Origin of the sequence: Pseudomonas sp. NPDC096950, from assembly GCF_044762525.1 — a bacterium.
Taxonomy (GTDB): Bacteria; Pseudomonadota; Gammaproteobacteria; order Pseudomonadales; family Pseudomonadaceae; genus Aquipseudomonas.
The window spans coordinates 176,909-197,607 of record NZ_JBIWEL010000012.1; the positions used below are offsets into that span (position 1 = coordinate 176,909).

A 20,699-nucleotide genomic window follows, 5' to 3' on the forward strand; every position below is an offset into this window, starting at 1 on the left:
AAGTGAAAGGCGGTTGGCGCCTGACGCGGCACCGCTATATATAGTGGCTACAAGGTGAGGTCAAGCGCAGGGTCTTGCGCGCACTCAGCTTATGGCTTCGAAAAAAGGCTCGGTTCGGCTTGCACCAAAGCAAAGCGTGGCACCTGTTCGCCGTCAACCTCGACCGACTCCAGGAACATGCTCAAGGGACGTACCCAAAAGCCGTAATCGCCATACAGGGCTTGGTAGAAGACCACTTCTTCTTCGGTTTCCGAATGCCGCGCAATACTGAATACGCGGTACTGCGGACCTTTGTAATGTTGGTAGAGCCCAGGTTGTATCGGCATGGTTCGGCCCTCACTCAAATCTTTTCAAAATAAAAACAAAAATAAATTCAGAAAAACAAAAACCGGGGCACTTGGCCCCGGCTTCCATCAACGAGTCGCTTAAACGCGTTCGAAGACGGTGGAGATGCCTTGGCCGAGACCAATGCACATGGTGGCTACCCCGAAGGTGCCGCCATTTTGCTTCATCACGTTCAGCAAAGTGCCGGAGATACGCGCACCGGAGCAACCGAACGGGTGACCCAAGGCGATCGCGCCGCCGTGCAGGTTAACCTTCTCGTTCATCTTGTCGAGCACTTTCAGATCTTTCAGCACTGGCAGGGCCTGTGCGGCGAAAGCTTCGTTGAGCTCGAAGAAGTCGATATCGTTGATCCCCAGGCCCGCACGTTTCAGTGCTTTCTGTGTAGCCGGTACTGGACCATAGCCCATGATCGCCGGGTCCACACCTGCCACTGCCATCGAACGAATCACTGCCAGAGGCTGGATGCCCAGGTCTTGGGCACGCTGCGCCGACATCACGATCATGCACGAAGCACCATCGGTGATTTGCGACGAAGTACCGGCTGTCACGGTGCCGCCCTTAGGATTGAAAGCAGGCTTCAGAGCCGCCAGGCTTTCCAGGGTGGTTTCCGGACGAATGGTTTCGTCGTAGTCGAACAGTTTCAGGAAACCGTTCTCGTCGTAGCCCTGCATCGGGATGATTTCGTCTTTGAACTTGCCTTCCACGGTCGCCTTGTGGGCCAACTGGTGGGAGCGCACGCCGAAAGCGTCCTGTTGTTCGCGAGTGATACCGTGCATTTTGCCCAGCATTTCAGCGGTCAGGCCCATCATGCCAGAGGCTTTCGCCGCGTACAGGGACATGTGCGGGTTCGGATCGACACCGTGCATCATACTCACGTGACCCATATGCTCGACGCCGCCAACCACGAACACGTCACCGTTGCCGGTCATGATCGCTTGTGCCGCGGTGTGCAGCGCGCTCATCGACGAACCACACAGGCGGCTGACGGTCTGGCCGGCAGCAGTGTGCGGGATCTGAGTCATCAGGGACGCCATGCGAGCGATGTTCCAGCCCTGCTCCAGGGTCTGGTTAACGCAGCCCCAGATCACGTCTTCGACTTCGTTCGGGTCAACCTTGACGTTGCGTTCCAGCAATTTGCTGATCAGGTGCGCCGACATGTCTTCGGCGCGGGTGTTGCGGTGCATGCCGCCCTTGGAGCGGCCCATCGGAGTACGACCGAAGTCGACAATCACGACGTCTCTTGGATTCAAGCTCATAAAATTTCACTCTCGCTCAAGTGTTGGGACGCTTAACCGAAGAACCGTTGGCCAGTCTTGGCCATTTCACGCAGCTTCGCGGTCGGGTGGTACAGCGCGCCCAAATCAGCGTACTGGTCAGCCAGGGCAACGAACTCTGCAACACCGATCGAATCGATGTAGCGCAGCGCACCGCCACGGAATGGAGGGAAACCAATACCGTAGACCAGACCCATGTCGGCTTCGGCGGCGGTTTCGACAATGCCGTCTTCCAGGCAACGCACGGTTTCCAGGCACAGCGGGATCATCATCCAGTTGATGATGTCTTCGTCAGTGACTTCGCGCTGCTCGTAAACGATCGGCTTGAGCACTTCCAGCACCGACGGATCGGCGACTTTCTTCTGCTTGCCCTTCTTGTCGGTCTCGTAAGCGTAGAAACCCTTGCCGTTCTTCTGGCCCAGGCGCTTGGCTTCGTAGAGCACGTCGATAGCCGAACGGCGATCGTCTTTCATGCGGTCCGGGAAGCCTTCAGCCATCACGTCACGACCGTGGTGACCGGTGTCGATACCGACCACGTCCATCAGGTACGCCGGGCCCATTGGCCAGCCGAATTATTCCATGATCTTGTCGATACGGAAGAAGTCCACACCGGCGCAGACCAGATTGGCGAAACCGCCGAAGTACGCGAACAGTACGCGCTTGACCAGGAAGCCCGGGCAGTCGTTGACGACGATCGGGTTCTTGCCCATTTTCTTGGCGTAGGCAACGGTAGTGGCAACAGCCAGCTCGCTGGACTTCTCGCCACGGATCACTTCAACCAACGGCATCATGTGCACCGGGTTGAAGAAGTGCATGCCGACGAAGTTTTCCGGACGCTTGAGGGCTTTGGCCAGCAAGGTGATGGAAATGGTCGAGGTGTTGGACGCGAGGATGGTGTCCTCTTTGACCTTGTCTTCGACTTCGGCCAGTACGGCCTGCTTGACCTTAGGGTTTTCGACGACCGCTTCAACCACCAGGTCCACGTGACCGAAATCACCGTAGGACAGGGTCGGACGAATGCCGTTGAGCACTTCAGCCATTTTCGCCGGGGTCATGCGACCTTTATCAACGCGACCGACCAGCAGCTTGGCGGCTTCAGCCAGGCCTTGCTCGATGCCGTGCTCGTTGATGTCCTTCATCAGGATCGGCGTACCTTTGGAGGCCGACTGATAAGCGATACCGCCACCCATGATGCCGGCGCCCAATACGGCAGCCTGCTTCACGTCACGGGCGATTTCGTCGTAAGCCTTGGCCTTTTTCTTCAGTTCCTGATCGTTCAGGAACAGACCGATCAAGCTCTGCGCGGCAGAGGTCTTGGCCAGTTTGACGAAACCGGCGGCTTCGACTTCCAGCGCCTTGTCGCGACCGAAGTTCGCGGCTTTCTGGATGGTCTTGATCGCTTCAACCGGCGCCGGGTAGTTCGGGCCAGCCTGACCGGCGACGAAACCTTTGGCGGTTTCGAAAGCCATCATTTGTTCGATGGCGTTCAGTTTCAGCTTTTCCAGCTTCGGCTGACGCTTGGCCTTGTAGTCAAACTCGCCGGAGATGGCGCGCTTGATCAGTTCCAGGGCCGCTTCCTGCAGTTTCTCAGGTGCAACCACCGCATCGACTGCGCCGACTTTCAGCGCGTCTTCAGGACGGTTTTCCTTGCCGGCGGCAATCCACTCGATGGCGTTGTCGGCACCGATCAGGCGCGGCAGACGCACGGTGCCGCCGAAGCCCGGGTAGATGCCCAGTTTGACTTCCGGCAGACCGATCTTGGCCTTGGTGGACATGACGCGGTAGTCCGCCGCCAGGCACATTTCCAGACCGCCGCCCAGGGCGATACCGTTGATCGCGGCGACAGTCGGGACGTTGAGGTCTTCGAAATCGCTGAAAATCTTGTTGGCTTCGAGGTTGCCAGCGACAAGCTCTGCATCAGGCAGCTTGAAGTTCTCGACAAATTCGGTGATGTCGGCGCCGACGATGAACACGTCCTTGCCACTGCTGACGATCACACCCTTGATCGAAGCATCTGCCTTGATGGTGTCTACGGCCTGACGCAGTTCGTTCAGGGTTAGACGGTTGAACTTGTTGACGGACTAACCCTTGAGATCGAACTTCAGTTCGACGATGCCACTTTCAAGAGCCTTAACCGTGATGGCTTTACCTTCGTAAATCATCAACTGATCTCCACGATATGGAAGCTGAACAGTACACGTCGGACGCAGGCGGTTGGCTCGGCAGGACGCTTTTCGTCGATGCTAACGCCAATCCACCCGGCACACCCGCCAACGCGATAGTCGGGATTCTGTAGGAGCGCTCTGAAATACAAACGCTCAATTCATACGCCCGTTTGATTTGGGTACGCCACCTTCACGGAATTTCCGGCAATTGTCAATCGCCCAAAATGCGGGTTGAAACGCGACTTTGCAGTCATTTCCGTAAGACGAAGGCTTACAACACGCAGGTGCATGTGAGGCCATTCATAGAATCAATAGTTAGAAAAGTCGCCCTAATTCACGGCAACCTGCGTTTAAGCAGCTACGCTGGCGGGACATTGAGGAAAAAATTTGAACACTTTTGGTGAATGCCCGGCGTAAGATCAGCGCCACAAAGATTTCCGGCCTGCCTGGCCAATCCCAGCCCGATGATGATGTCGGGCTTTTTATTGCCTGTCTGCCAGACATTTCGCGCCATTGCAGCGCGAAATTTCCGCGAGTCATGCCAGCGCTTTCAGCACCGCATCAATATCCTGCAAAACACTCGCTTCGCCCTTCTCGCCCCAGTACAAGAAGATCATCTGCTTGTCCGCCTCGACCTTGTAGACATTGGCTGGCAATTTTTCGAAATGATTGAGCAGCGCCTGATCTTCACAGACCTCCTGCCACTGATTGACCCACACGCCCGGCGCTTTCTGCCAGTAACTCCAGCACTTTGGCTGATTGCCTCGACGCGGCCGATGGTACTGCGCGCACGGGCTCGGCGGCTCCTGGCTCAGCCAGTGCGGCCACTCCTGAGGCGCCAGTTGCATGGCCAGGCCGATGCGTCGCGCTTCCATCCTCAAGGCCATGCGCCCGCTCTGGTGGCGCGACGGCCGCAACCATGCCAGTGGACTCAGTACCACCAGCAGGATTGACACCACTATCCAGACCGTCATATCTGTACTCCCGATTCTTGATGAGCGCTTTGAGTCACTTTGGAACCATTGCGCTTGAAACCAGCCATACTTACCAATATCGCAATCCTCAGGAGGAGCACCTCATGCCCTACCACCATATTCTGGTCGCTGTAGATCTAACCGAAGAGTGCGATCCTGTTATCCACCGCGCTCGCGAACTGTCGGTGAGCAACGGCGCGAAGCTGTCCCTGGTGCACATTGTCGAGCCGATGGCCATGGCCTTTGGCGGCGACGTACCGATGGACCTGTCCCAGTTGCAGCAGCAACAGTTCGATCAAGCCAAGGAGCGCCTGGACCGACTGATCCTGAAGTATCCGGAGCTCACCAAGGAATACAGCCACCTGACTTACGGCCAACCGCGCCAGGAGATCCATCACCTGGCCAAGGAACAGACCTGCGACCTGATCGTGGTAGGCAGTCACGGCCGGCACGGTCTGGCGCTGCTGCTCGGCTCCACCGCCAACGACGTGCTGCACGGTGCGCCTTGCGATGTACTCGCGGTGCGCCTGGTCAAAAGCTGACAACCCGGAACAATGTGGGAGCGGGCTTGCTCGCGAAGGCGGCTTAACATTCAACAAATGTGCTGACTGATACAGCGCTTTCGCGAGCAAGCCCGCTCCCACATTGGATCTATGGCAGCCCAGTAAATCGCATTCCATACGAAAAGCCCGGCGCTCATCTCTGAACGCCGGGCTTTTTTATTGCAGGATCATTCAAGCATCCAGCTCGGCCCAGCGCTCGACCATCACCTCGAGCTCAGCCTGCAATTGCTCAAGCTGAGCAATCACTGCCGCCGTTTCAGTAACCGGGCGCTGATAGAAAGCGACGTCCGCCATCTGCGCTTCAACCGACGCGATCTGCGTTTCCATGGCTTCGATCTGGCCCGGCAGCATTTCCAGCTCACGCTGATGCTTGTAGCTGAGCTTCTTCTTCGCCACCGGCGCTTCGACAGCAACAGCGACTGGCGCCGCTTCGGCCGTCACCACAGCGGAGGTCAGGTCGGCCTTGCCGGACTTGCTCTCGGTCACGCCCAGCAGGCGCGGCGAGCCGCCTTGACGCAGCCAGTCCTGATAACCACCGACATATTCGCGGACCTTGCCTTCGCCTTCGAAAACCAGGGTGCTGGTCACGACGTTGTCGAGGAATGCCCGGTCGTGACTGACCATCAGCACGGTGCCGTTGAAGGTCAGCAAGACCTCTTCCAGCAGCTCGAGGGTTTCGACGTCGAGGTCGTTGGTTGGCTCATCGAGTACCAGCAGGTTCGCCGGTTTGCTGAACAGCTTGGCCAGCAACAGACGGGCACGCTCACCACCGGACAGCGCCTTCACCGGCGTGCGGGCACGCTGCGGGCTGAACAGGAAGTCGCCGAGGTAGCTCAGCACGTGGCGGCTCTGACCATCGATATCGATGAAGTCGCGACCTTCGGCCACGTTGTCGATCACGGTCTTTTCCAGGTCCAACTGATGGCGCAACTGGTCGAAGTAGGCCACGTCGATGCGCGTCCCCTCTTCCACAGTGCCGCTGGTTGGCTGCAAGCCGTTGAGCATCAGTTTGAGCAAGGTGGTCTTGCCGGTACCGTTGGCGCCGAGCAGACCGATACGGTCGCCGCGCTGCAGGACCATCGAGAAGTCCTTGATCAGGAACGGGCCGCCCGGGTGAGCGAAGCTCACGTTCTCGAGGACCATCACCTGCTTGCCGGACTTGTCGGCGGTGTCCAGCTGAATGTTGGCCTTGCCGGTGCGCTCACGACGCTCACTGCGCTCGTTGCGCAAAGCCTTGAGGGCACGCACGCGGCCTTCGTTACGGGTGCGGCGCGCCTTGATGCCCTGGCGGATCCAGACTTCTTCCTGGGCCAGTTTTTTGTCGAACAGCGCGTTGGCCGTATCTTCAGCGGCCAGCGAGGCTTCTTTGTGCACGAGGAAACTGGCGTAGTCGCCGTTCCAGTCGATCAGGCCGCCGCGATCCAGTTCAAGGATGCGGGTCGCGAGGTTCTGCAGGAAGGAACGGTCGTGCGTGATGAACAGCACGGCGCCCTGGAAATCCTTCAGCGCTTCTTCGAGCCAGGCGATTGCACCGATGTCCAAGTGGTTGGTCGGTTCGTCGAGCAGCAGCAGGTCCGGTTCGGAAACCAGGGCCTGGGCCAGCAGGACGCGGCGACGCCAGCCGCCGGACAATTCGGCGAGGGTCTTGTCGGCGGGCAGTTGCAGACGGCTCAACGTGCTGTCGACCAGTTGCTGCAAACGCCAGCCGTCGCGGGCTTCGAGGTCGTGCTGGACGTGCATCAGTTTGTCCAGGTCGGCGTCGGTGACGATGTTCTGGCTCAGGTGGTGATACTGCGCAAGCAGCTCGCCCACACCGTCCAGACCCTCAGCCACGACGTCGAACACGGTCCGCTCGTCGGCTACCGGCAATTCTTGCGGCAATTCGCCAATCTTGAGGCCGGGTGCGCGCCAAACGGAGCCGTCATCGGGCTTCTGGTCGCCCTTGACGAGCTTCATCATGCTGGACTTGCCAGTGCCATTGCGGCCGATGATGCACACCCGCTCACCACGGGCGATCTGCCAGGACACCTTGTCCAACAACGGCGTAGAGCCGAAAGCAAGGGACACATCGCTGAATTTGAGCAGGGTCATGAGCTTCTCCAAAAACCGGGCGCGCATTCTACCTGACTTGAGGCTTCAGAAGGCCGGCAATTTCACCTCTGTAGCACTCTGCATGACAATTGTTGCGATCTTGCACCGGCAGGCCGGCAAAGCTTTCGCCGGTTGCTGGCAAAAGGCTAAGCTACAGATTATTCAGTGCCGGCCCTGTCAGCACTTGTCATGATTTTTCTGCCCGGATGTCTCATGCGCAGTCGCCTTTTCAGTCTTTTATCGTGTTTGCTTCTTTCTGCCACTGCCGCTCAATCAGTCCAGGCGGTGGACTTGTCCACCCAACGCCAGTATTACGATGAAGCCAAGCGTGCCTTGGCCAAAGGCGATTCCGAGCCCTATTTCCGCTACAGCCAGGCCCTCAGCGATTATCCGCTGGAACCCTATCTTGCCTATGACGAACTGACCGCTCGCCTTAAAACCGCCAGCAATGCCGAAATCGAAAAATTCCTCGCCGAACACGGTGACCTGCCCCAGGCCAACTGGATGAAATTGCGCTGGTTGCGCTGGTTGGCGGATCGCGGCGACTGGGCGACCTTCGTCAAGTACTACGACCCTAAGCTCAATTTCACCGAGCTGGACTGCCTGAACGCGCAATATGAGATCGGCCACAACCTGAAAGCCCAAGGTTACGCCAACGCCGAAAAACTCTGGCTGACCGGCAAATCGCAACCCGCCGCCTGTGATGGCCTGTTCGGCATCTGGGCCGCCGAAGGTCAACTGACCGAACAGAAACGCTGGGAACGCACCAAACTCGCGGCCCAGGCACGCAACTATCCGCTGGCCAACAGCCTGGTAAGCGGCCTGACCACCCTCGCCCCGCGTGGTCGTTTGTTGGTGGATGTGGCGCAGAAACCCGAGCTGCTCAATCAGCCGTCTCGGTTTGCTCCTGCCGATGAGCCAATGTCCGACATCGTCAGCCTCGGACTGCGTCGCCTGGCGCGCCAGGATCCGGACAAGGCCATGGACCTGCTCGACGGTTACGCCAGCAGCATGCATTTCTCCCGCGACGAAAAAGTCGCGATCGCCCGGGAAATCGGCCTGACCCTCGCCCGACGTTTCGACCCGCGCGCGCTGGACGTCATGACCAAATACGACCCGGAACTGCGCGACAACACCGTGTCCGAATGGCGCCTGCGCCTGTTGCTGCGCCTGGCCCGCTGGGATGATGCCTATCAGTTGACCCGGCGTTTGCCCCAGGATCTCGCGACCACCAACCGCTGGCGTTACTGGCAGGCCCGCAGCCTGGAACTGGCGCAACCGCAGAACCCGGAAGCACAAACGCTGTACAAAGGCCTGGCCCGTGAACGGGATTTCTACGGTTTCCTCGCGGCCGACCGCTCGCAACTGCCCTACTCGCTGGTCAACAAACCGCTGGTACTGAGCCAGGCGCTGATCAACAAGGTGCGCAACACGCCGGGCGTGCGTCGCGCCCTGGAATTCCACGCCCGCGGACAGATCGTCGACGGTCGTCGCGAGTGGTATCACGTCAGCCGTCACTTCAACCGTGACGAAATGGTTGCCCAGGCGAAACTGGCCTACGACCTGAAATGGTATTTCCCGGCGATCCGCACCATCAGTCAGGCGCAGTACTGGGACGACCTGGATATCCGCTTCCCGATGGCCCACCGCGAAACCCTGGTGCGTGAAGCCAAGGTCCGTGGTTTGCATTCGAGCTGGGTGTTCGCCATCACTCGCCAGGAAAGTGCCTTCATGGACGACGCCCGCTCCGGCGTCGGCGCCAGTGGCTTGATGCAATTGATGCCCGGCACCGCCAAGGAAACCGCGCGCAAATTCAGCATTCCCCTGGCCTCGCCGCAGCAAGTGCTCGACCCGGACAAGAACATCCAACTCGGCGCCGCCTACCTGAGCCAGGTCCACAGCCAGTTCAACGGCAACCGCGTCCTCGCCTCCGCCGCCTACAACGCCGGCCCCGGCCGCGTGCGCCAGTGGCTGCGCGGCGCCGATCACCTGAGCTTCGACGTGTGGGTAGAAAGCATCCCGTTCGACGAAACCCGCCAGTACGTGCAGAACGTGTTGTCGTACTCGGTGATCTACGGCCAGAAACTCAACTCGCCGCAGCCGCTGGTGGATTGGCATGAGCGGTATTTTGATGATCAGTGACCGTTCCTTGATCTTGTTCTGAGCCGCTAACAAAAATGCCCGCTTCGATTGATGCGGGCATTTTTTATGCTGCTCTACTTGGTCGGTTACTTAGTCGCTATTGGGTCGGTTACTGGATCGGTATGCGCATCCGGGCCATCACTAAACTGCAACGCCGCCAACCGCGCATACAGCGCATTACTTGCCACCAGTTCCTGATGCGTCCCCACTGCCACCAGTTTCCCCTGGTCCATCACCGCGATGCGGTCGGCGTTTTTCACGGTGGCCAGGCGATGGGCGATGACCAGGGTGGTGCGGTTTTTCATGAGGCTGGGCAGGGCTTGCTGGATCAGGTGCTCGCTCTGGGCGTCGAGGGCGCTGGTGGCTTCGTCGAGCAGCAGGATCGGTGCGTCCACCAGCAGCGCCCGGGCAATGGCCAGGCGTTGGCGCTGGCCGCCGGACAAGCCGAGGCCGCCGTCACCGAGGTGGGTCTGGTAACCGTGGGGCATTTGCTCGATGAAGTCGTGGGCGTAGGCGATTTTTGCCGCTTCCTGGACTTGGGCCAGGGTCGCCCCCGGATTGCCGTAGCGGATGTTTTCTTCGATGCTGCCGAAAAACAGCGCCGGGTTTTGCGAGACCAAGGCGAAGCAACGACGCAGATCCAGCGGATCGAGTTGAGTCAGCGGCACACCGTCGAGCAGGATGCGTCCTTCGGCGGGGTCGTAAAATCGCAGCAACAAGTCATACACGGTGGACTTGCCCGCGCCGGACGGTCCGACCAGTGCCAGGGTTTCGCCCGCATTGATCGTCAGATTCAGACCATCGACCGCATAGCTTTCGGGACGCGATGGGTAGGAAAAGCGCACATCCTGCAGCTGCAAATTCCCCTTTACCCGCTCAGGCAACGTCACCAATCCGCTGGTCGGTGGCTGGATGATGTTTTCCGAACGCAGCAATTCGGCGATCCGCTCCGCCGCACCGGCCGCGCGCTGTAACTCGCCGATGACTTCGCTCAAGGTGCCGAAAGCGCTGCCGACGATCAGGCTGTAAAAGACAAACGCCGCCAGTTCCCCGCCGGAAATCCGCCCGGCGATCACGTCCATGCCACCGACCCAGAGCATGACGCCCACCGCGCCCAGCACCAGCACGATCACCAGCGTGATCAACCACGAACGCTGGACGATGCGTTTGCGCGCCGTGTCGAATGCCTGCTCCACAGTCACCGCAAAGCGTTTTTCATCTTGGACCTGATGGTTGTAGGCCTGCACGGTTTTGATCTGGCCGAGGGTTTCGGACACGTAGCTGCCGACATCGGCAATCCGGTCCTGGCTTTCCCGCGACAGGCTGCGCACCCGACGGCCGAAGATCAGGATCGGCGCAATCACCAGCGGCAAGGCGATCACCACAATGCTGGTGAGCTTGGGATTGGTGATAAACAGCAACACAATCCCGCCGATGACCATCAGCAGATTGCGCAAAAACAGCGACAGCGAAGAGCCGATCACCGATTGCAGCAGCGTGGTGTCGGCGGTCAATCGCGACTGGATCTCGGAGCTGCGGTTGTCTTCGTAGAAGCCCGGATGCAGGTACACCAGATGATTGAACACCTGGCGCCGGATATCGGCGACCACCCGCTCGCCGATCCACGACACCAGATAGAAGCGCGCAAAAGTGCCGACCGCCAGCGCAAGCACCAGCACCATGAATAGACCGATGGTCTGGTTGAGCAAATGCGGCGATTGGGTCATGAAACCCTGATCCACCAACAGTCGAATCCCCTGCCCCATGGACAAGGTGATGCCGGCGGTGACGATCAACGCCAGCAAGGCGCCCAGGGCCTGTCCGCGATACGGCACAAGAAAACGACTGGCCAGACGAATGGCGCGGCGGTGACGGGAAGAGAGCATCGGGTTCATCCAGGTTCGCAGCAGAAGCGATTGATCGGGCCAGCCTACACACTCAATGGGGTGGAACTCTGTAAATCACAATGAGTCAGGTTAATTATGTCCGCCAAGACTAGCGGCTAGACGCTATTGGTCTAAAGTCCGGGTGGTAACACCGCACTATTTCTGGTGGACTGGCGTTGCCGCTCTGGTGAGACCGCAGGGAGTTGTCACAGCCCGGTCACCTGGCGGTTTTAGAGTAAGCACACAACCTGATGAGGAGACAGGCCATGTCCTTGCAAAACAGCAGCGAAGACAAGATTCAAGTGATCCGCACACAACCAGACCAGTCTCTGGGTTGCTCGATTATCGATGAGGACGGGCACGAAGTACCGATCACTGAAGGCATGATCCAGGACGCGTGCCGCGAACTGGAGAAACGATTGGTCAAGCCTGCCGAACAAGAGTGATATAGCCACCGTCTTCTTGACCCGGCCCTGGTTGGCCGGGTTTTTTATGGGTGATTATCCGGGAACTGTGGTGCGGCTATTCGCGAGCAAGCCCGCTCCCACAGGGGATTTTTGGTGAACTCAAATGTGGTGTTCAACCGAAATCCAGTGTGGGAGCGAGCCTGCTCGCGAAAGGGCCAACTCGGTATTCAGACAGCCGAAGCGCCCAACGCCGCCACGATCTTCTGCAACACCGGCGAATCCCCGTCAATCCGCACCTGCAACCCGTCAATCTCCCTGCGCGACGGATAATTCTTGCGCAGCGCATCAAACGCCGCACGCTGCTCGCTCACAGTGCCTACAAGGCTGCGGCGAAAATCTGCATCGTCCCGGCGCGGGTCGTACACGCCACGGCACAACATCGCCAGCGCCCAGGCCGGATCGCTGTCAGCGTGCAAGGTCACCTGCGATAACCACGGCGCCGGCAGCAAATCGCTCAGGCTGACCTGGGCTGGCTGACCTAGGAAGTCGCAATACGCCTGATAGATCTGCGCCGTGCCGCGTTGTTTGCCGTCGAGGCTGTAGCCGGCGATATGCGGTGTCGCCAGCACGCAGAGTTCGGCCAGCGCCACATCGACCTCGGGCTCGCCTTCCCAGACGTCCAACACCGCTTGCAGGTCTTCACGCTGCAGTAACACTTGACGCAGGGCCGCGTTGTCCACCACCGGGCCACGGCTGGCGTTGATCAGCCAGGCGCCGGGTTTGAGTCGGTTCAAACGGGGTTTGTCGAACAGGTGCCAGGTCGCCTGAGCACCATGCTTCTTCAAAGGTGTGTGCAGGCTGATGACGTCGCACTGCTCGATGATCTGCTCAAGGCTGACGAAATCGCCCCCCTCCGCCGCTTGCCGGGGCGGATCGCACACCAGCACGTTCCAACCCAGGCCTTGCAGAACCTTGACCAGCCGCCCGCCCACTTCACCGGCACCGACCACGCCATAAGTGCGTTGAGTCAGGTCGACGCCTTCGATTTCGGCCAGGGTCAGCAGGCTGCCGAGCACATAATCGACCACGCCCCGGGCATTGCAGCCGGGTGCGCTGGACCAGGTGATGCCGGCCTGTTGAAAGTAATCCAGGTCCAGGTGATCGGTGCCGATGGTGCAGGTGCCGACAAACCGCACCTTGCTGCCTTCGAGCAACGCGCGATTGACGTTGGTCACCGAGCGCACCAGCAGTACATCGGCCTCTTCGACCATGGCGCGGTCGATGGAACGCCCCGGCACCCGGCGGATTTCACCGAAACCCTGGAAAAAGGCATCGAGCAGCGGGATATTTTCGTCGGCAACAATCAGCATGGCGAGGCTCCTTTGGCGGATCGGCAGTGTAGTTGCAGATGACCTGTCACGCCTAGCGCGCATCCCCTGTAGGAGCCATGTAGGAGCTCCTACGAGGGGAAGGAATGTGCGGTGGCAGGAAAGGATTACAAATCGGTAACACAGCGCTTTTCCTGACCGGTGCGTCAACGGGGTAGAATGCGCCGCCCTGCGTATCAAGTACCCCTGGACGTTTCGCTTGTGAATTCCGTGACTGACCACTCCGCTGCAACTCCCCTCAACCGCCCGGCCCGGGTTCGGCTGGAGCTGAAAACCCTGCTCGCCCTGGCGCTGCCGATCATGATCGCGCAACTCGCGACCACTGCCATGGGCTTCGTCGATGCAGTGATGGCGGGCCGGGTCGGCCCACGAGACCTGGCCGCCGTGGCACTGGGCAACTCGATCTGGGTCCCGGTGTTCCTGCTGATGACCGGTACGTTGCTCGCCACTACGCCAAAAGTCGCCCAGCGTTTCGGCGCCGGTACCCACGGCGAGATCGGCCCGATCGTGCGCCAGGCTCTGTGGCTGGCGCTGGTGGTCGGATTGATGGCGACCGGCATGCTGATCGCCGCCGAACCGATCCTGCACATCATGAAGGTCGATCCCGAGCTGATCGGCCCGTGCATGCAATACCTGCACGGCATCGCCGCCGGTTTGCCTGCGGTCGCGCTGTACCACGTGCTGCGCTGCTACAGCGACGGCATGGGCCGCACGCGCCCGGCGATGATCCTCGGTTTGTGCGCCCTGGCGCTGAACATCCCGCTGAACTACGTGTTCATTTATGGCCACTTGGGCGTGCCTGCCATGGGCGGTGCCGGTTGTGGCTGGGCGACGGGGATTGTGATGTGGTTCATGGCCCTCGGCATGATGGCCTATACCCGCTGGGCGCCGGCCTACCAGAAAAGCGAACTGTTCAGCCGCTTCGACTGGCCACAATGGTCGGTGATCAAGCGCCTGCTGGGCATCGGCCTGCCAATCGGCATTGCGGTGTTCGCCGAATCGAGCATTTTCGCGGTGATTGCCCTGCTGATCGGCAGCCTCGGCGCGACCGTTGTCGCCGGCCATCAAATTGCCCTGAACGTAAGCTCCCTGGTGTTCATGATCCCTTATTCGCTGGGCATGGCCGTCACCGTGCGCGTCGGCCAGGCACTGGGCCGCAATGAACCCCGTGAAGCGCGCTTCGCCGCTGGCGTCGGCATGGGCACTGCCCTGGCGTATGCCTGTCTGTCGGCGAGCATGATGTTGTTGCTGCGCGAGCACATCGCCACGATCTACACCGCCGACCCGACAGTGATTCATGTGGCGGCGATGTTGATTGTGTATTCAGCGCTGTTTCAGTTTTCCGACGCGATCCAGGTCACGGCGGCCGGTGCGTTGCGCGGCTATCAGGACACGCGGGTGACGATGATCCTGACCCTGTTCGCGTATTGGGGAATTGGCTTGCCGGTGGGCTACGCGCTGGGCCTGACCGACTGGTTCGGCGCACCAAGCGGCCCGAGCGGGCTGTGGCAGGGTTTGATCGTGGGCTTGAGTTGCGCGGCGCTGATGCTGTCGATCCGCCTGACGCGCAGTGCACGCAAGCGGATCCGCATCAGCCAGTCGGCGGGTTAAGCGAGTTTCTTGCGGATCCAGTAGAGGTAGGTGCCTGCCTCTTCGTGCTGGCCGACCAGTTCGTGGTCGAGAAACACACAGAACTTGGGAATGTCGCGCCGGGTCGACGGGTCCGTGGCGATGACCTTGAGCAGGCCACCGGGCGCCAGGTCTCGGATGTGCTGGTGCAGCATCATCACCGGCTCGGGGCAGTTGAGGCCGGTGGCGTCGAGGGTGCCGTCTACCGGCGTATCAAGCAATTCACTCATGATTCACTCCTGAAACTGGCCGGCATTGTCGCGCATTGCCGGGTGTTCGGTCATCTGTGGCATGACGCCATCCCCCCTGTGGGAGCGGGCTTGCTCGCGAAAGCGGTGTGTCAGTCGACATCAATGTTGAATGTCAGCCCGCCTTCGCGAGCAAGCCCGCTCCCACATTGGTCCGCGTAACTCAGCGGGATTTCGGTTTCTTCACGTCAATCCGGCGCAAATGGCAGGTCACTTCTTCGCGGTCGTGGTACAGCTGTTTGCAGCCGATCTCGACCTTGATCCCGCGTTCCTTGAAGCCCTCGGCGATGCGTTCGAGCAAGCGCTTCACTTCCGCGTAACGCTGTTTCATCGGCAGCTTGAGGTTGACCACCGCTTCGCGGCAATGCCCTTCGCCAATCCACTCTTCCAGCATCGCCGCGTTGCGCGCCGGTTTCTCGACGATGTCGCAGACCATCCAGTCCACCGGTTGGCGCGGCTTGAAGGTGAAACCGTCAGCCATCAAGTGCTGCACCAGGCCGGTGTCCATCAGGCTTTCGGCCATCGGGCCGTTATCGATGGCCGTCACCAGCATGCCACGGTTGACCAGTTGCCAGGTCCAGCCGCCGGGCGCGGCGCCGAGGTCAACGCCGGTCATGTCGCTGTGCAGACGCTCGTCCCACTGGTCCCGCGGGATAAAGTGGTGCCAGGCCTCTTCCAGCTTCAGGGTTGAACGACTTGGCGCGTCACGGGGGAATTTCAAACGCGGAATGCCCATCGGCCACATCGCCGAGTTATTCGACTCGGCCAGCCCGACGAACACTTCACGACCGCTTTTGAAGGTCAGCAGCAAACGCGGCTTGCTGGCGTCTTCCACCAGTTTGCCGGCCGCCATCAGCGCCTTGCGCAGGTGGCCTTCGAATTTCTTGCAGAAGTTCGACAGTTCCTTGCCGTCGTTGGTGTCGACCATTTCCAGCCACAGGCTGCCACATACCGGGAAATCGACGATGTGCGCGAGGATCACGCTGATACGGTCGGTTTCCGGCAAATCGATGAAAATCCCGCGAGCCCATTGGCGCGGGAAGATCAGCTCGGCGAAACGCTGGCCACGCATCAGGCGCTCGGCGCCGTCTTCTTCGGTGCAGATGAATTCGGCGCAGGCGCTGGCGGTCTTGGCCTTGGCATAGCCGGCCACGTTCAAGCGTGCGGCGTGTTCGGCAATCTCGGAACAGACTTCGCCTTCGAAGCCCGGCCGGCAATGCATAAATAGGGTGTTCATTCTTACTCCTGGGCAGATGGCGAGGAATTCAGCCACTGCGCGATGCCCAGGCTTGCGGTGAAGCAAAGCCTGTCACGAAAACCGGCGCATGATAGCCGAGTTCGGAACCTTGGACTTGTCGATAGAGTCCAGTTATTAGCCAGCTACTTAAAACAGGGCTAGGTTTAATGCTCTGTTTGTCCCGTCAGTCCGTAGCCGTGCGGACCCAAAGGAGTCATTTCAAATGCCGTCCCTCGATAGCCTGAAAACCCTTAAAACCTTACAAATAGACGACAAGACCTACTATTATTTCAGTCTGCCCGACGCTGCCAAGAGCCTCGGTGATCTCGACAAGTTGCCGATGTCGTTGAAAGTGCTGCTGGAAAACCTGCTGCGCTGGGAGGACGAAAAAACCGTCACCGGCGCCGACCTCAAGGCCATTGCGGCCTGGCTCAAGGAGCGTCGCTCCGACCGCGAAATCCAATACCGCCCTGCCCGGGTATTAATGCAGGACTTTACCGGCGTGCCGGCCGTGGTTGATCTGGCCGCCATGCGCGCCGCGATGGCCAAGGCTGGCGGCGACCCGCAGCGCATCAATCCGCTGTCGCCGGTGGACCTGGTGATCGACCACTCGGTGATGGTCGACAAATTCGCCAGTTCCAGCGCCTTCGAACAGAACGTCGACATCGAAATGCAGCGCAACGGTGAACGTTACGCGTTCCTGCGCTGGGGCCAGAGTGCCTTCGATAACTTCAGCGTGGTGCCGCCGGGCACCGGGATCTGCCATCAGGTCAACCTCGAATACCTCGGGCGCACGGTCTGGACCAAGGATGAGGACGGCCGCACTTATGCGTTCCCCGACACCCTGGTCGGCACCGACTCCCACACCACCATGATCAACGGCCTCGGCGTGCTCGGCTGGGGCGTCGGCGGGATCGAAGCGGAAGCGGCGATGCTCGGCCAACCGGTGTCGATGCTGATCCCGGAAGTGATCGGTTTCAAACTCACCGGCAAACTCAAGGAAGGCATCACCGCCACCGACCTGGTGCTGACCGTCACGCAGATGCTGCGCAAGAAAGGCGTGGTCGGCAAATTCGTCGAGTTCTACGGTGACGGCCTCGCCGATCTGCCGCTGGCCGACCGCGCGACCATCGCCAACATGGCCCCGGAATACGGCGCGACCTGCGGGTTCTTCCCGGTGGACGACGTGACGTTGGAATACCTGCGCCTGTCCGGGCGCCCCGCCGAAGTGGTGAAACTGGTCGAGGCCTACACCAAGGCCCAAGGCCTGTGGCGCCTGCCGGGCAAGGAACCGATCTTTACCGACAGCCTGGAACTGGACATGGGCAGCGTCGAAGCCAGTCTAGCCGGGCCGAAACGTCCGCAAGACCGTGTCTCGCTGCCGAATGTCGCCCAGGCCTTCAGCGATTTCCTCGGCCTGCAAATCAAACCCACCAGCAAGGAAGAAGGACGCCTGGAAAGTGAAGGCGGCGGCGGTGTCGCGGTGGGCAACGCCGACATGGTTGGCGAAGCGGACTACGAGTCTGAAGGCCACACCTACCGGCTGAAAAACGGTGCGGTGGTGATCGCGGCGATCACGTCCTGCACCAACACCTCCAACCCGAGCGTGATGATGGCGGCCGGTCTGGTGGCGAAGAAAGCGGTCGAGAAAGGCCTGAAACGCAAACCGTGGGTCAAGAGTTCCCTGGCGCCGGGTTCGAAAGTGGTCACCGATTACTACAAGGCTGCGGGTCTGACGCAGTACCTCGATGAACTGGGTTTTGCCCTGGTCGGTTATGGCTGCACCACTTGCATCGGCAACTCCGGGCCGTTACCGGAACCGATCGAGAAAGCCATTCAGAAAGCCGATCTGGCGGTGGCGTCGGTGTTGTCCGGCAACCGCAACTTCGAGGGCCGGGTGCATCCGCTGGTGAAAACCAACTGGCTGGCCTCCCCGCCGCTGGTCGTCGCTTATGCGTTGGCCGGTACGGTGCGGATCGACATCAGCAGCGAATCCCTGGGTGACGACAAGAATGGCAACCCGGTTTTTCTGCGGGACATCTGGCCGAGCACGAAGGAGATCGCCGACGCGGTGAATCAGGTCAACACCGCGATGTTCCACAAGGAATACGCCGAAGTGTTTGCCGGCGACGAGCAGTGGCAGGCAATTGAAGTGCCGCAGGCCGCGACGTATGTCTGGCAGGAAGATTCGACCTACATCCAGCATCCGCCGTTCTTCGATGACATCGGCGGACCGCTGCCGGTGATTCAGGACGTGAGAAAGGCCAACGTGCTGGCGCTGCTCGGCGATTCGGTGACCACCGACCACATCTCCCCCGCCGGCAACATCAAGGCCGACAGCCCGGCCGGTCGTTACTTGCGCGAGAAAGGCGTGGAACCGCGGGACTTCAACTCCTACGGCTCGCGGCGCGGCAACCATGAAGTGATGATGCGCGGCACCTTCGCCAACATCCGCATTCGCAACGAAATGCTCGGTGGTGAAGAAGGTGGCAACACGATCTACATTCCGACTGGCGAGAGGCTGCCGATTTACGACGCGGCCATGCGTTATCAAGCGTCGGGCACGCCGCTGGTGGTGATTGCCGGGCAAGAATACGGCACCGGGTCGAGCCGCGACTGGGCGGCCAAAGGTACGAATCTGCTGGGCGTGAAAGCGGTCATCGCCGAAAGCTTCGAACGAATTCACCGCTCCAACCTGGTGGGCATGGGCGTTTTGCCGCTGCAATTCAAACTGGATCAGAACCGCAAGAGCCTGAACCTGACCGGCAAGGAAACCGTGGATATCCTCGGTTTGACTGGCGTCGAGGTCACACCGCGAATGAACCTGACCCTGGTGATCACCCGTGAAAACGGGACCAGTGAGAAGGTCGAGGTGTTGTGCCGGATCGATACGCTGAACGAAGTCGAGTACTTCAAGGCCGGGGGGATTTTGCATTATGTGTTGCGGCAGTTGATTGCCTCGTAAGCACCGCTGCTGACAGAGACACCGCCTTCGGGCGGTGTTTTTGTTTGTGCCCTGCCTCAAACAAAAATACCCTGCACGCCCCCGAACAACTATGGGAGCGAGCCTGCTCGCGAAAGCGGAGTGTCAGGCAACATCGATGTTAGCTGTGATGGCCTCTTCGCGAGCAAGCCCGCTCCCACAAGGGGTTATGTGTTGCCCACAAATCCCCTGAACACCACCGACCCACTGTGGGAGCGGGCTTGCTCGCGAAAGCGTACTGACAGTCAGCATCAATGTTTATGCTATGCCCCCTTCGCGAGCAGGCTCGCTCCCACAAGGGGTCATGTGTCGAACACCAATCTCCTGAACACCACCGATCCACTGTGGGAGCGGGCTTGCTCGCGAAGGCGGTGTGTCAGCCGACTCAAATGTTGAAGACACATCGCCTTCGCGAGCAAGCCCGCTCCCACAGGGGGTCGCGTCACACTGCAAAATTTATTGGTACAAGGACTCCAACATGCCCGCTTTGCCATGGCTCTATCTGGCACTTCTCTCCATCGGCTATGCCCTGGCCCTGATCTACGGCCATCTCGGCTGGCTGGCGGCTATCTCTGTCGCCCTGCTGCTGTTCGCCGGTTTCGCCGTGCGCCAGCAAAGGATTCAGGCCGGTCGTTATATCGGTCACGGCCTGTTCATCGTCCTGGCCCTGGCGCTGGCGATGCACTGGCTGCCCGGTTTCTACAATGGCCGAGGCATCGACCCGCAACGTTTCACCGACGATGCCGTACCGTTTTCCATGTATTTGAACCAGGACAAACCGCTGATTGGTTTCTGGTTGTTGCTGGTATGCCCGTGGATTGTCGGTCGGCGTTCGCTGCGACTGTCGATTTACGCCACCGCCCTGGCACTGACGCTAAGTGCCGTGCTCGCCCTCGGCGGCGCGCTGTTGCTTGGTGTGATCAGTTGGGCGCCGAAATGGCCAGACCAGGCCTGGCTCTGGGTCTTGAACAACCTGCTGCTGGTGACACTGGTGGAGGAAGCGCTGTTTCGCGGTTACATCCAGGGCGGTCTGAGCCGGCGTTTCCAACACCTGCCCTACGGCGAAAACCTCGCGCTGCTGCTTGCCTCGCTGTTGTTCGGCCTGGCGCATTTGGGCGCGGGCTGGCAATGGGTGTTACTGGCGGGGCTGGCGGGTGTCGGCTATGGTCTGGCCTACCGATTTGGCGGGTTGGGTGCGGCCATCGCTACCCATTTCGGCTTGAACCTGCTGCATTTCGGTCTATTCACCTACCCGATGCTTGCCGGCTGACGCAATAGCCGTTCTGCGACGTATCGCTGATTATTGAAATTTAATTTCAATAAATCCCTGACCACGCCGACAACCTCTCAAAGCCTCACGGATTGAA

At 60.0% G+C, this 20,699-nt stretch carries 14 protein-coding genes and 1 pseudogene; 6 read left to right on the forward strand and 9 right to left on the reverse strand.

Annotation, left to right across the window (positions count from 1 at the left end):
• Nucleotides 1-89: 89 nt before the first annotated feature.
• From ACIQY3_RS19565 to ACIQY3_RS19580, 4 genes and pseudogenes are all read right to left on the reverse strand, one after another.
• On the reverse strand, nt 90-326 hold the full coding sequence (locus ACIQY3_RS19565; protein WP_046047845.1) for a DUF1653 domain-containing protein: 237 nt from the start codon (nt 324-326) through the stop codon (nt 90-92).
• A 99-nt stretch (nt 327-425) separates the two neighbouring features.
• Entirely contained in the window at nt 426-1,601 is a 1,176-nt protein-coding gene (gene fadA, locus ACIQY3_RS19570; RefSeq protein ID WP_008028488.1) for an acetyl-CoA C-acyltransferase FadA, read from the reverse strand.
• 32 nt (nt 1,602-1,633) lie between these two features.
• Nucleotides 1,634-3,781, reverse strand: a pseudogene (gene fadB, locus ACIQY3_RS19575) (fatty acid oxidation complex subunit alpha FadB).
• 539 nt (nt 3,782-4,320) lie between these two features.
• The gene (locus ACIQY3_RS19580; protein WP_403022303.1) at nt 4,321-4,758 is read right to left on the reverse strand and encodes a hypothetical protein; all 438 of its coding nucleotides are present in this window, start codon (nt 4,756-4,758) and stop codon (nt 4,321-4,323) included.
• 104 nt (nt 4,759-4,862) lie between these two features.
• Between ACIQY3_RS19580 and ACIQY3_RS19585 the strand changes: the two genes are divergently transcribed.
• Nucleotides 4,863-5,300, forward strand: a complete 438-nt coding sequence (locus ACIQY3_RS19585; RefSeq protein ID WP_054054300.1) for a universal stress protein — start codon at nt 4,863-4,865, stop codon at nt 5,298-5,300.
• 192 nt (nt 5,301-5,492) lie between these two features.
• Here ACIQY3_RS19585 and ACIQY3_RS19590 read toward each other — a convergent pair whose 3' ends face one another.
• A complete protein-coding gene (locus ACIQY3_RS19590; protein WP_403022305.1) occupies nt 5,493-7,412 on the reverse strand; it encodes an ATP-binding cassette domain-containing protein in 1,920 nt (639 codons plus the stop codon).
• Nucleotides 7,413-7,625: 213 nt separating this feature from the next.
• On the opposite strand from ACIQY3_RS19590, the gene ACIQY3_RS19595 reads away from it, so the two are divergent.
• On the forward strand, nt 7,626-9,554 hold the full coding sequence (locus ACIQY3_RS19595; protein WP_403022307.1) for a transglycosylase SLT domain-containing protein: 1,929 nt from the start codon (nt 7,626-7,628) through the stop codon (nt 9,552-9,554).
• 86 nt (nt 9,555-9,640) lie between these two features.
• On the opposite strand, the gene ACIQY3_RS19600 is transcribed toward ACIQY3_RS19595, so the two are convergent.
• Complete coding sequence (locus ACIQY3_RS19600) at nt 9,641-11,449, reverse strand: ABC transporter transmembrane domain-containing protein (RefSeq protein WP_403022309.1); 1,809 nt, start codon at nt 11,447-11,449, stop codon at nt 9,641-9,643.
• Between the two features lie 257 nt (nt 11,450-11,706).
• On the opposite strand from ACIQY3_RS19600, the gene ACIQY3_RS19605 reads away from it, so the two are divergent.
• Entirely contained in the window at nt 11,707-11,886 is a 180-nt protein-coding gene (locus tag ACIQY3_RS19605) for a PA1571 family protein (RefSeq protein ID WP_054054311.1), read from the forward strand.
• A 188-nt stretch (nt 11,887-12,074) separates the two neighbouring features.
• Here ACIQY3_RS19605 and pdxB read toward each other — a convergent pair whose 3' ends face one another.
• Nucleotides 12,075-13,217 carry a 4-phosphoerythronate dehydrogenase PdxB gene (gene pdxB / locus ACIQY3_RS19610; protein WP_403022312.1) on the reverse strand — a complete coding sequence of 381 codons (1,143 nt, stop codon included), beginning with the start codon at nt 13,215-13,217 and terminating at the stop codon, nt 12,075-12,077.
• A gap of 219 nt (nt 13,218-13,436) precedes the next feature.
• Between pdxB and ACIQY3_RS19615 the strand changes: the two genes are divergently transcribed.
• Complete coding sequence (locus tag ACIQY3_RS19615; protein ID WP_403022314.1) at nt 13,437-14,846, forward strand: MATE family efflux transporter; 1,410 nt, start codon at nt 13,437-13,439, stop codon at nt 14,844-14,846.
• On the opposite strand, the gene tusA is transcribed toward ACIQY3_RS19615, so the two are convergent.
• Entirely contained in the window at nt 14,843-15,094 is a 252-nt protein-coding gene (gene tusA, locus ACIQY3_RS19620; RefSeq protein ID WP_403022316.1) for a sulfurtransferase TusA, read from the reverse strand. The two genes, ACIQY3_RS19615 and tusA, sit on opposite strands and share 4 nt — an antisense overlap.
• Before the next feature lie 181 nt (nt 15,095-15,275).
• The gene (gene rlmM / locus ACIQY3_RS19625; protein ID WP_054615619.1) at nt 15,276-16,349 is read right to left on the reverse strand and encodes a 23S rRNA (cytidine(2498)-2'-O)-methyltransferase RlmM; all 1,074 of its coding nucleotides are present in this window, start codon (nt 16,347-16,349) and stop codon (nt 15,276-15,278) included.
• 223 nt (nt 16,350-16,572) lie between these two features.
• On the opposite strand from rlmM, the gene acnA reads away from it, so the two are divergent.
• Nucleotides 16,573-19,314, forward strand: coding sequence for an aconitate hydratase AcnA (acnA, locus tag ACIQY3_RS19630; protein ID WP_403022318.1), 2,742 nt, complete (start codon nt 16,573-16,575; stop codon nt 19,312-19,314).
• Nucleotides 19,315-19,810: 496 nt separating this feature from the next.
• On the forward strand, nt 19,811-20,602 hold the full coding sequence (locus ACIQY3_RS19635) for a type II CAAX prenyl endopeptidase Rce1 family protein (RefSeq protein ID WP_403022320.1): 792 nt from the start codon (nt 19,811-19,813) through the stop codon (nt 20,600-20,602).
• Nucleotides 20,603-20,699 lie beyond the last annotated feature (97 nt).

Bases quoted from the DNA above. Each gene is read 5' to 3' on its own strand.
- rlmM (WP_054615619.1), bottom strand. From the start codon at position 16,349: ATGAACACCCTATTTATGCATTGCCGGCCGGGCTTCGAAGGCGAAGTC.
- ACIQY3_RS19585 (WP_054054300.1), top strand. From the start codon at position 4,863: ATGCCCTACCACCATATTCTGGTCGCTGTAGATCTAACCGAAGAGTGC.
- ACIQY3_RS19580 (WP_403022303.1), bottom strand. From the start codon at position 4,758: ATGACGGTCTGGATAGTGGTGTCAATCCTGCTGGTGGTACTGAGTCCA.
- ACIQY3_RS19605 (WP_054054311.1), top strand. From the start codon at position 11,707: ATGTCCTTGCAAAACAGCAGCGAAGACAAGATTCAAGTGATCCGCACA.
- ACIQY3_RS19600 (WP_403022309.1), bottom strand. From the start codon at position 11,449: ATGAACCCGATGCTCTCTTCCCGTCACCGCCGCGCCATTCGTCTGGCC.
- acnA (WP_403022318.1), top strand. From the start codon at position 16,573: ATGCCGTCCCTCGATAGCCTGAAAACCCTTAAAACCTTACAAATAGAC.
- ACIQY3_RS19635 (WP_403022320.1), top strand. From the start codon at position 19,811: ATGCCCGCTTTGCCATGGCTCTATCTGGCACTTCTCTCCATCGGCTAT.
- pdxB (WP_403022312.1), bottom strand. From the start codon at position 13,217: ATGCTGATTGTTGCCGACGAAAATATCCCGCTGCTCGATGCCTTTTTC.
- fadA (WP_008028488.1), bottom strand. From the start codon at position 1,601: ATGAGCTTGAATCCAAGAGACGTCGTGATTGTCGACTTCGGTCGTACT.
- ACIQY3_RS19590 (WP_403022305.1), bottom strand. From the start codon at position 7,412: ATGACCCTGCTCAAATTCAGCGATGTGTCCCTTGCTTTCGGCTCTACG.
- tusA (WP_403022316.1), bottom strand. From the start codon at position 15,094: ATGAGTGAATTGCTTGATACGCCGGTAGACGGCACCCTCGACGCCACC.
- ACIQY3_RS19565 (WP_046047845.1), bottom strand. From the start codon at position 326: ATGCCGATACAACCTGGGCTCTACCAACATTACAAAGGTCCGCAGTAC.
- ACIQY3_RS19595 (WP_403022307.1), top strand. From the start codon at position 7,626: ATGCGCAGTCGCCTTTTCAGTCTTTTATCGTGTTTGCTTCTTTCTGCC.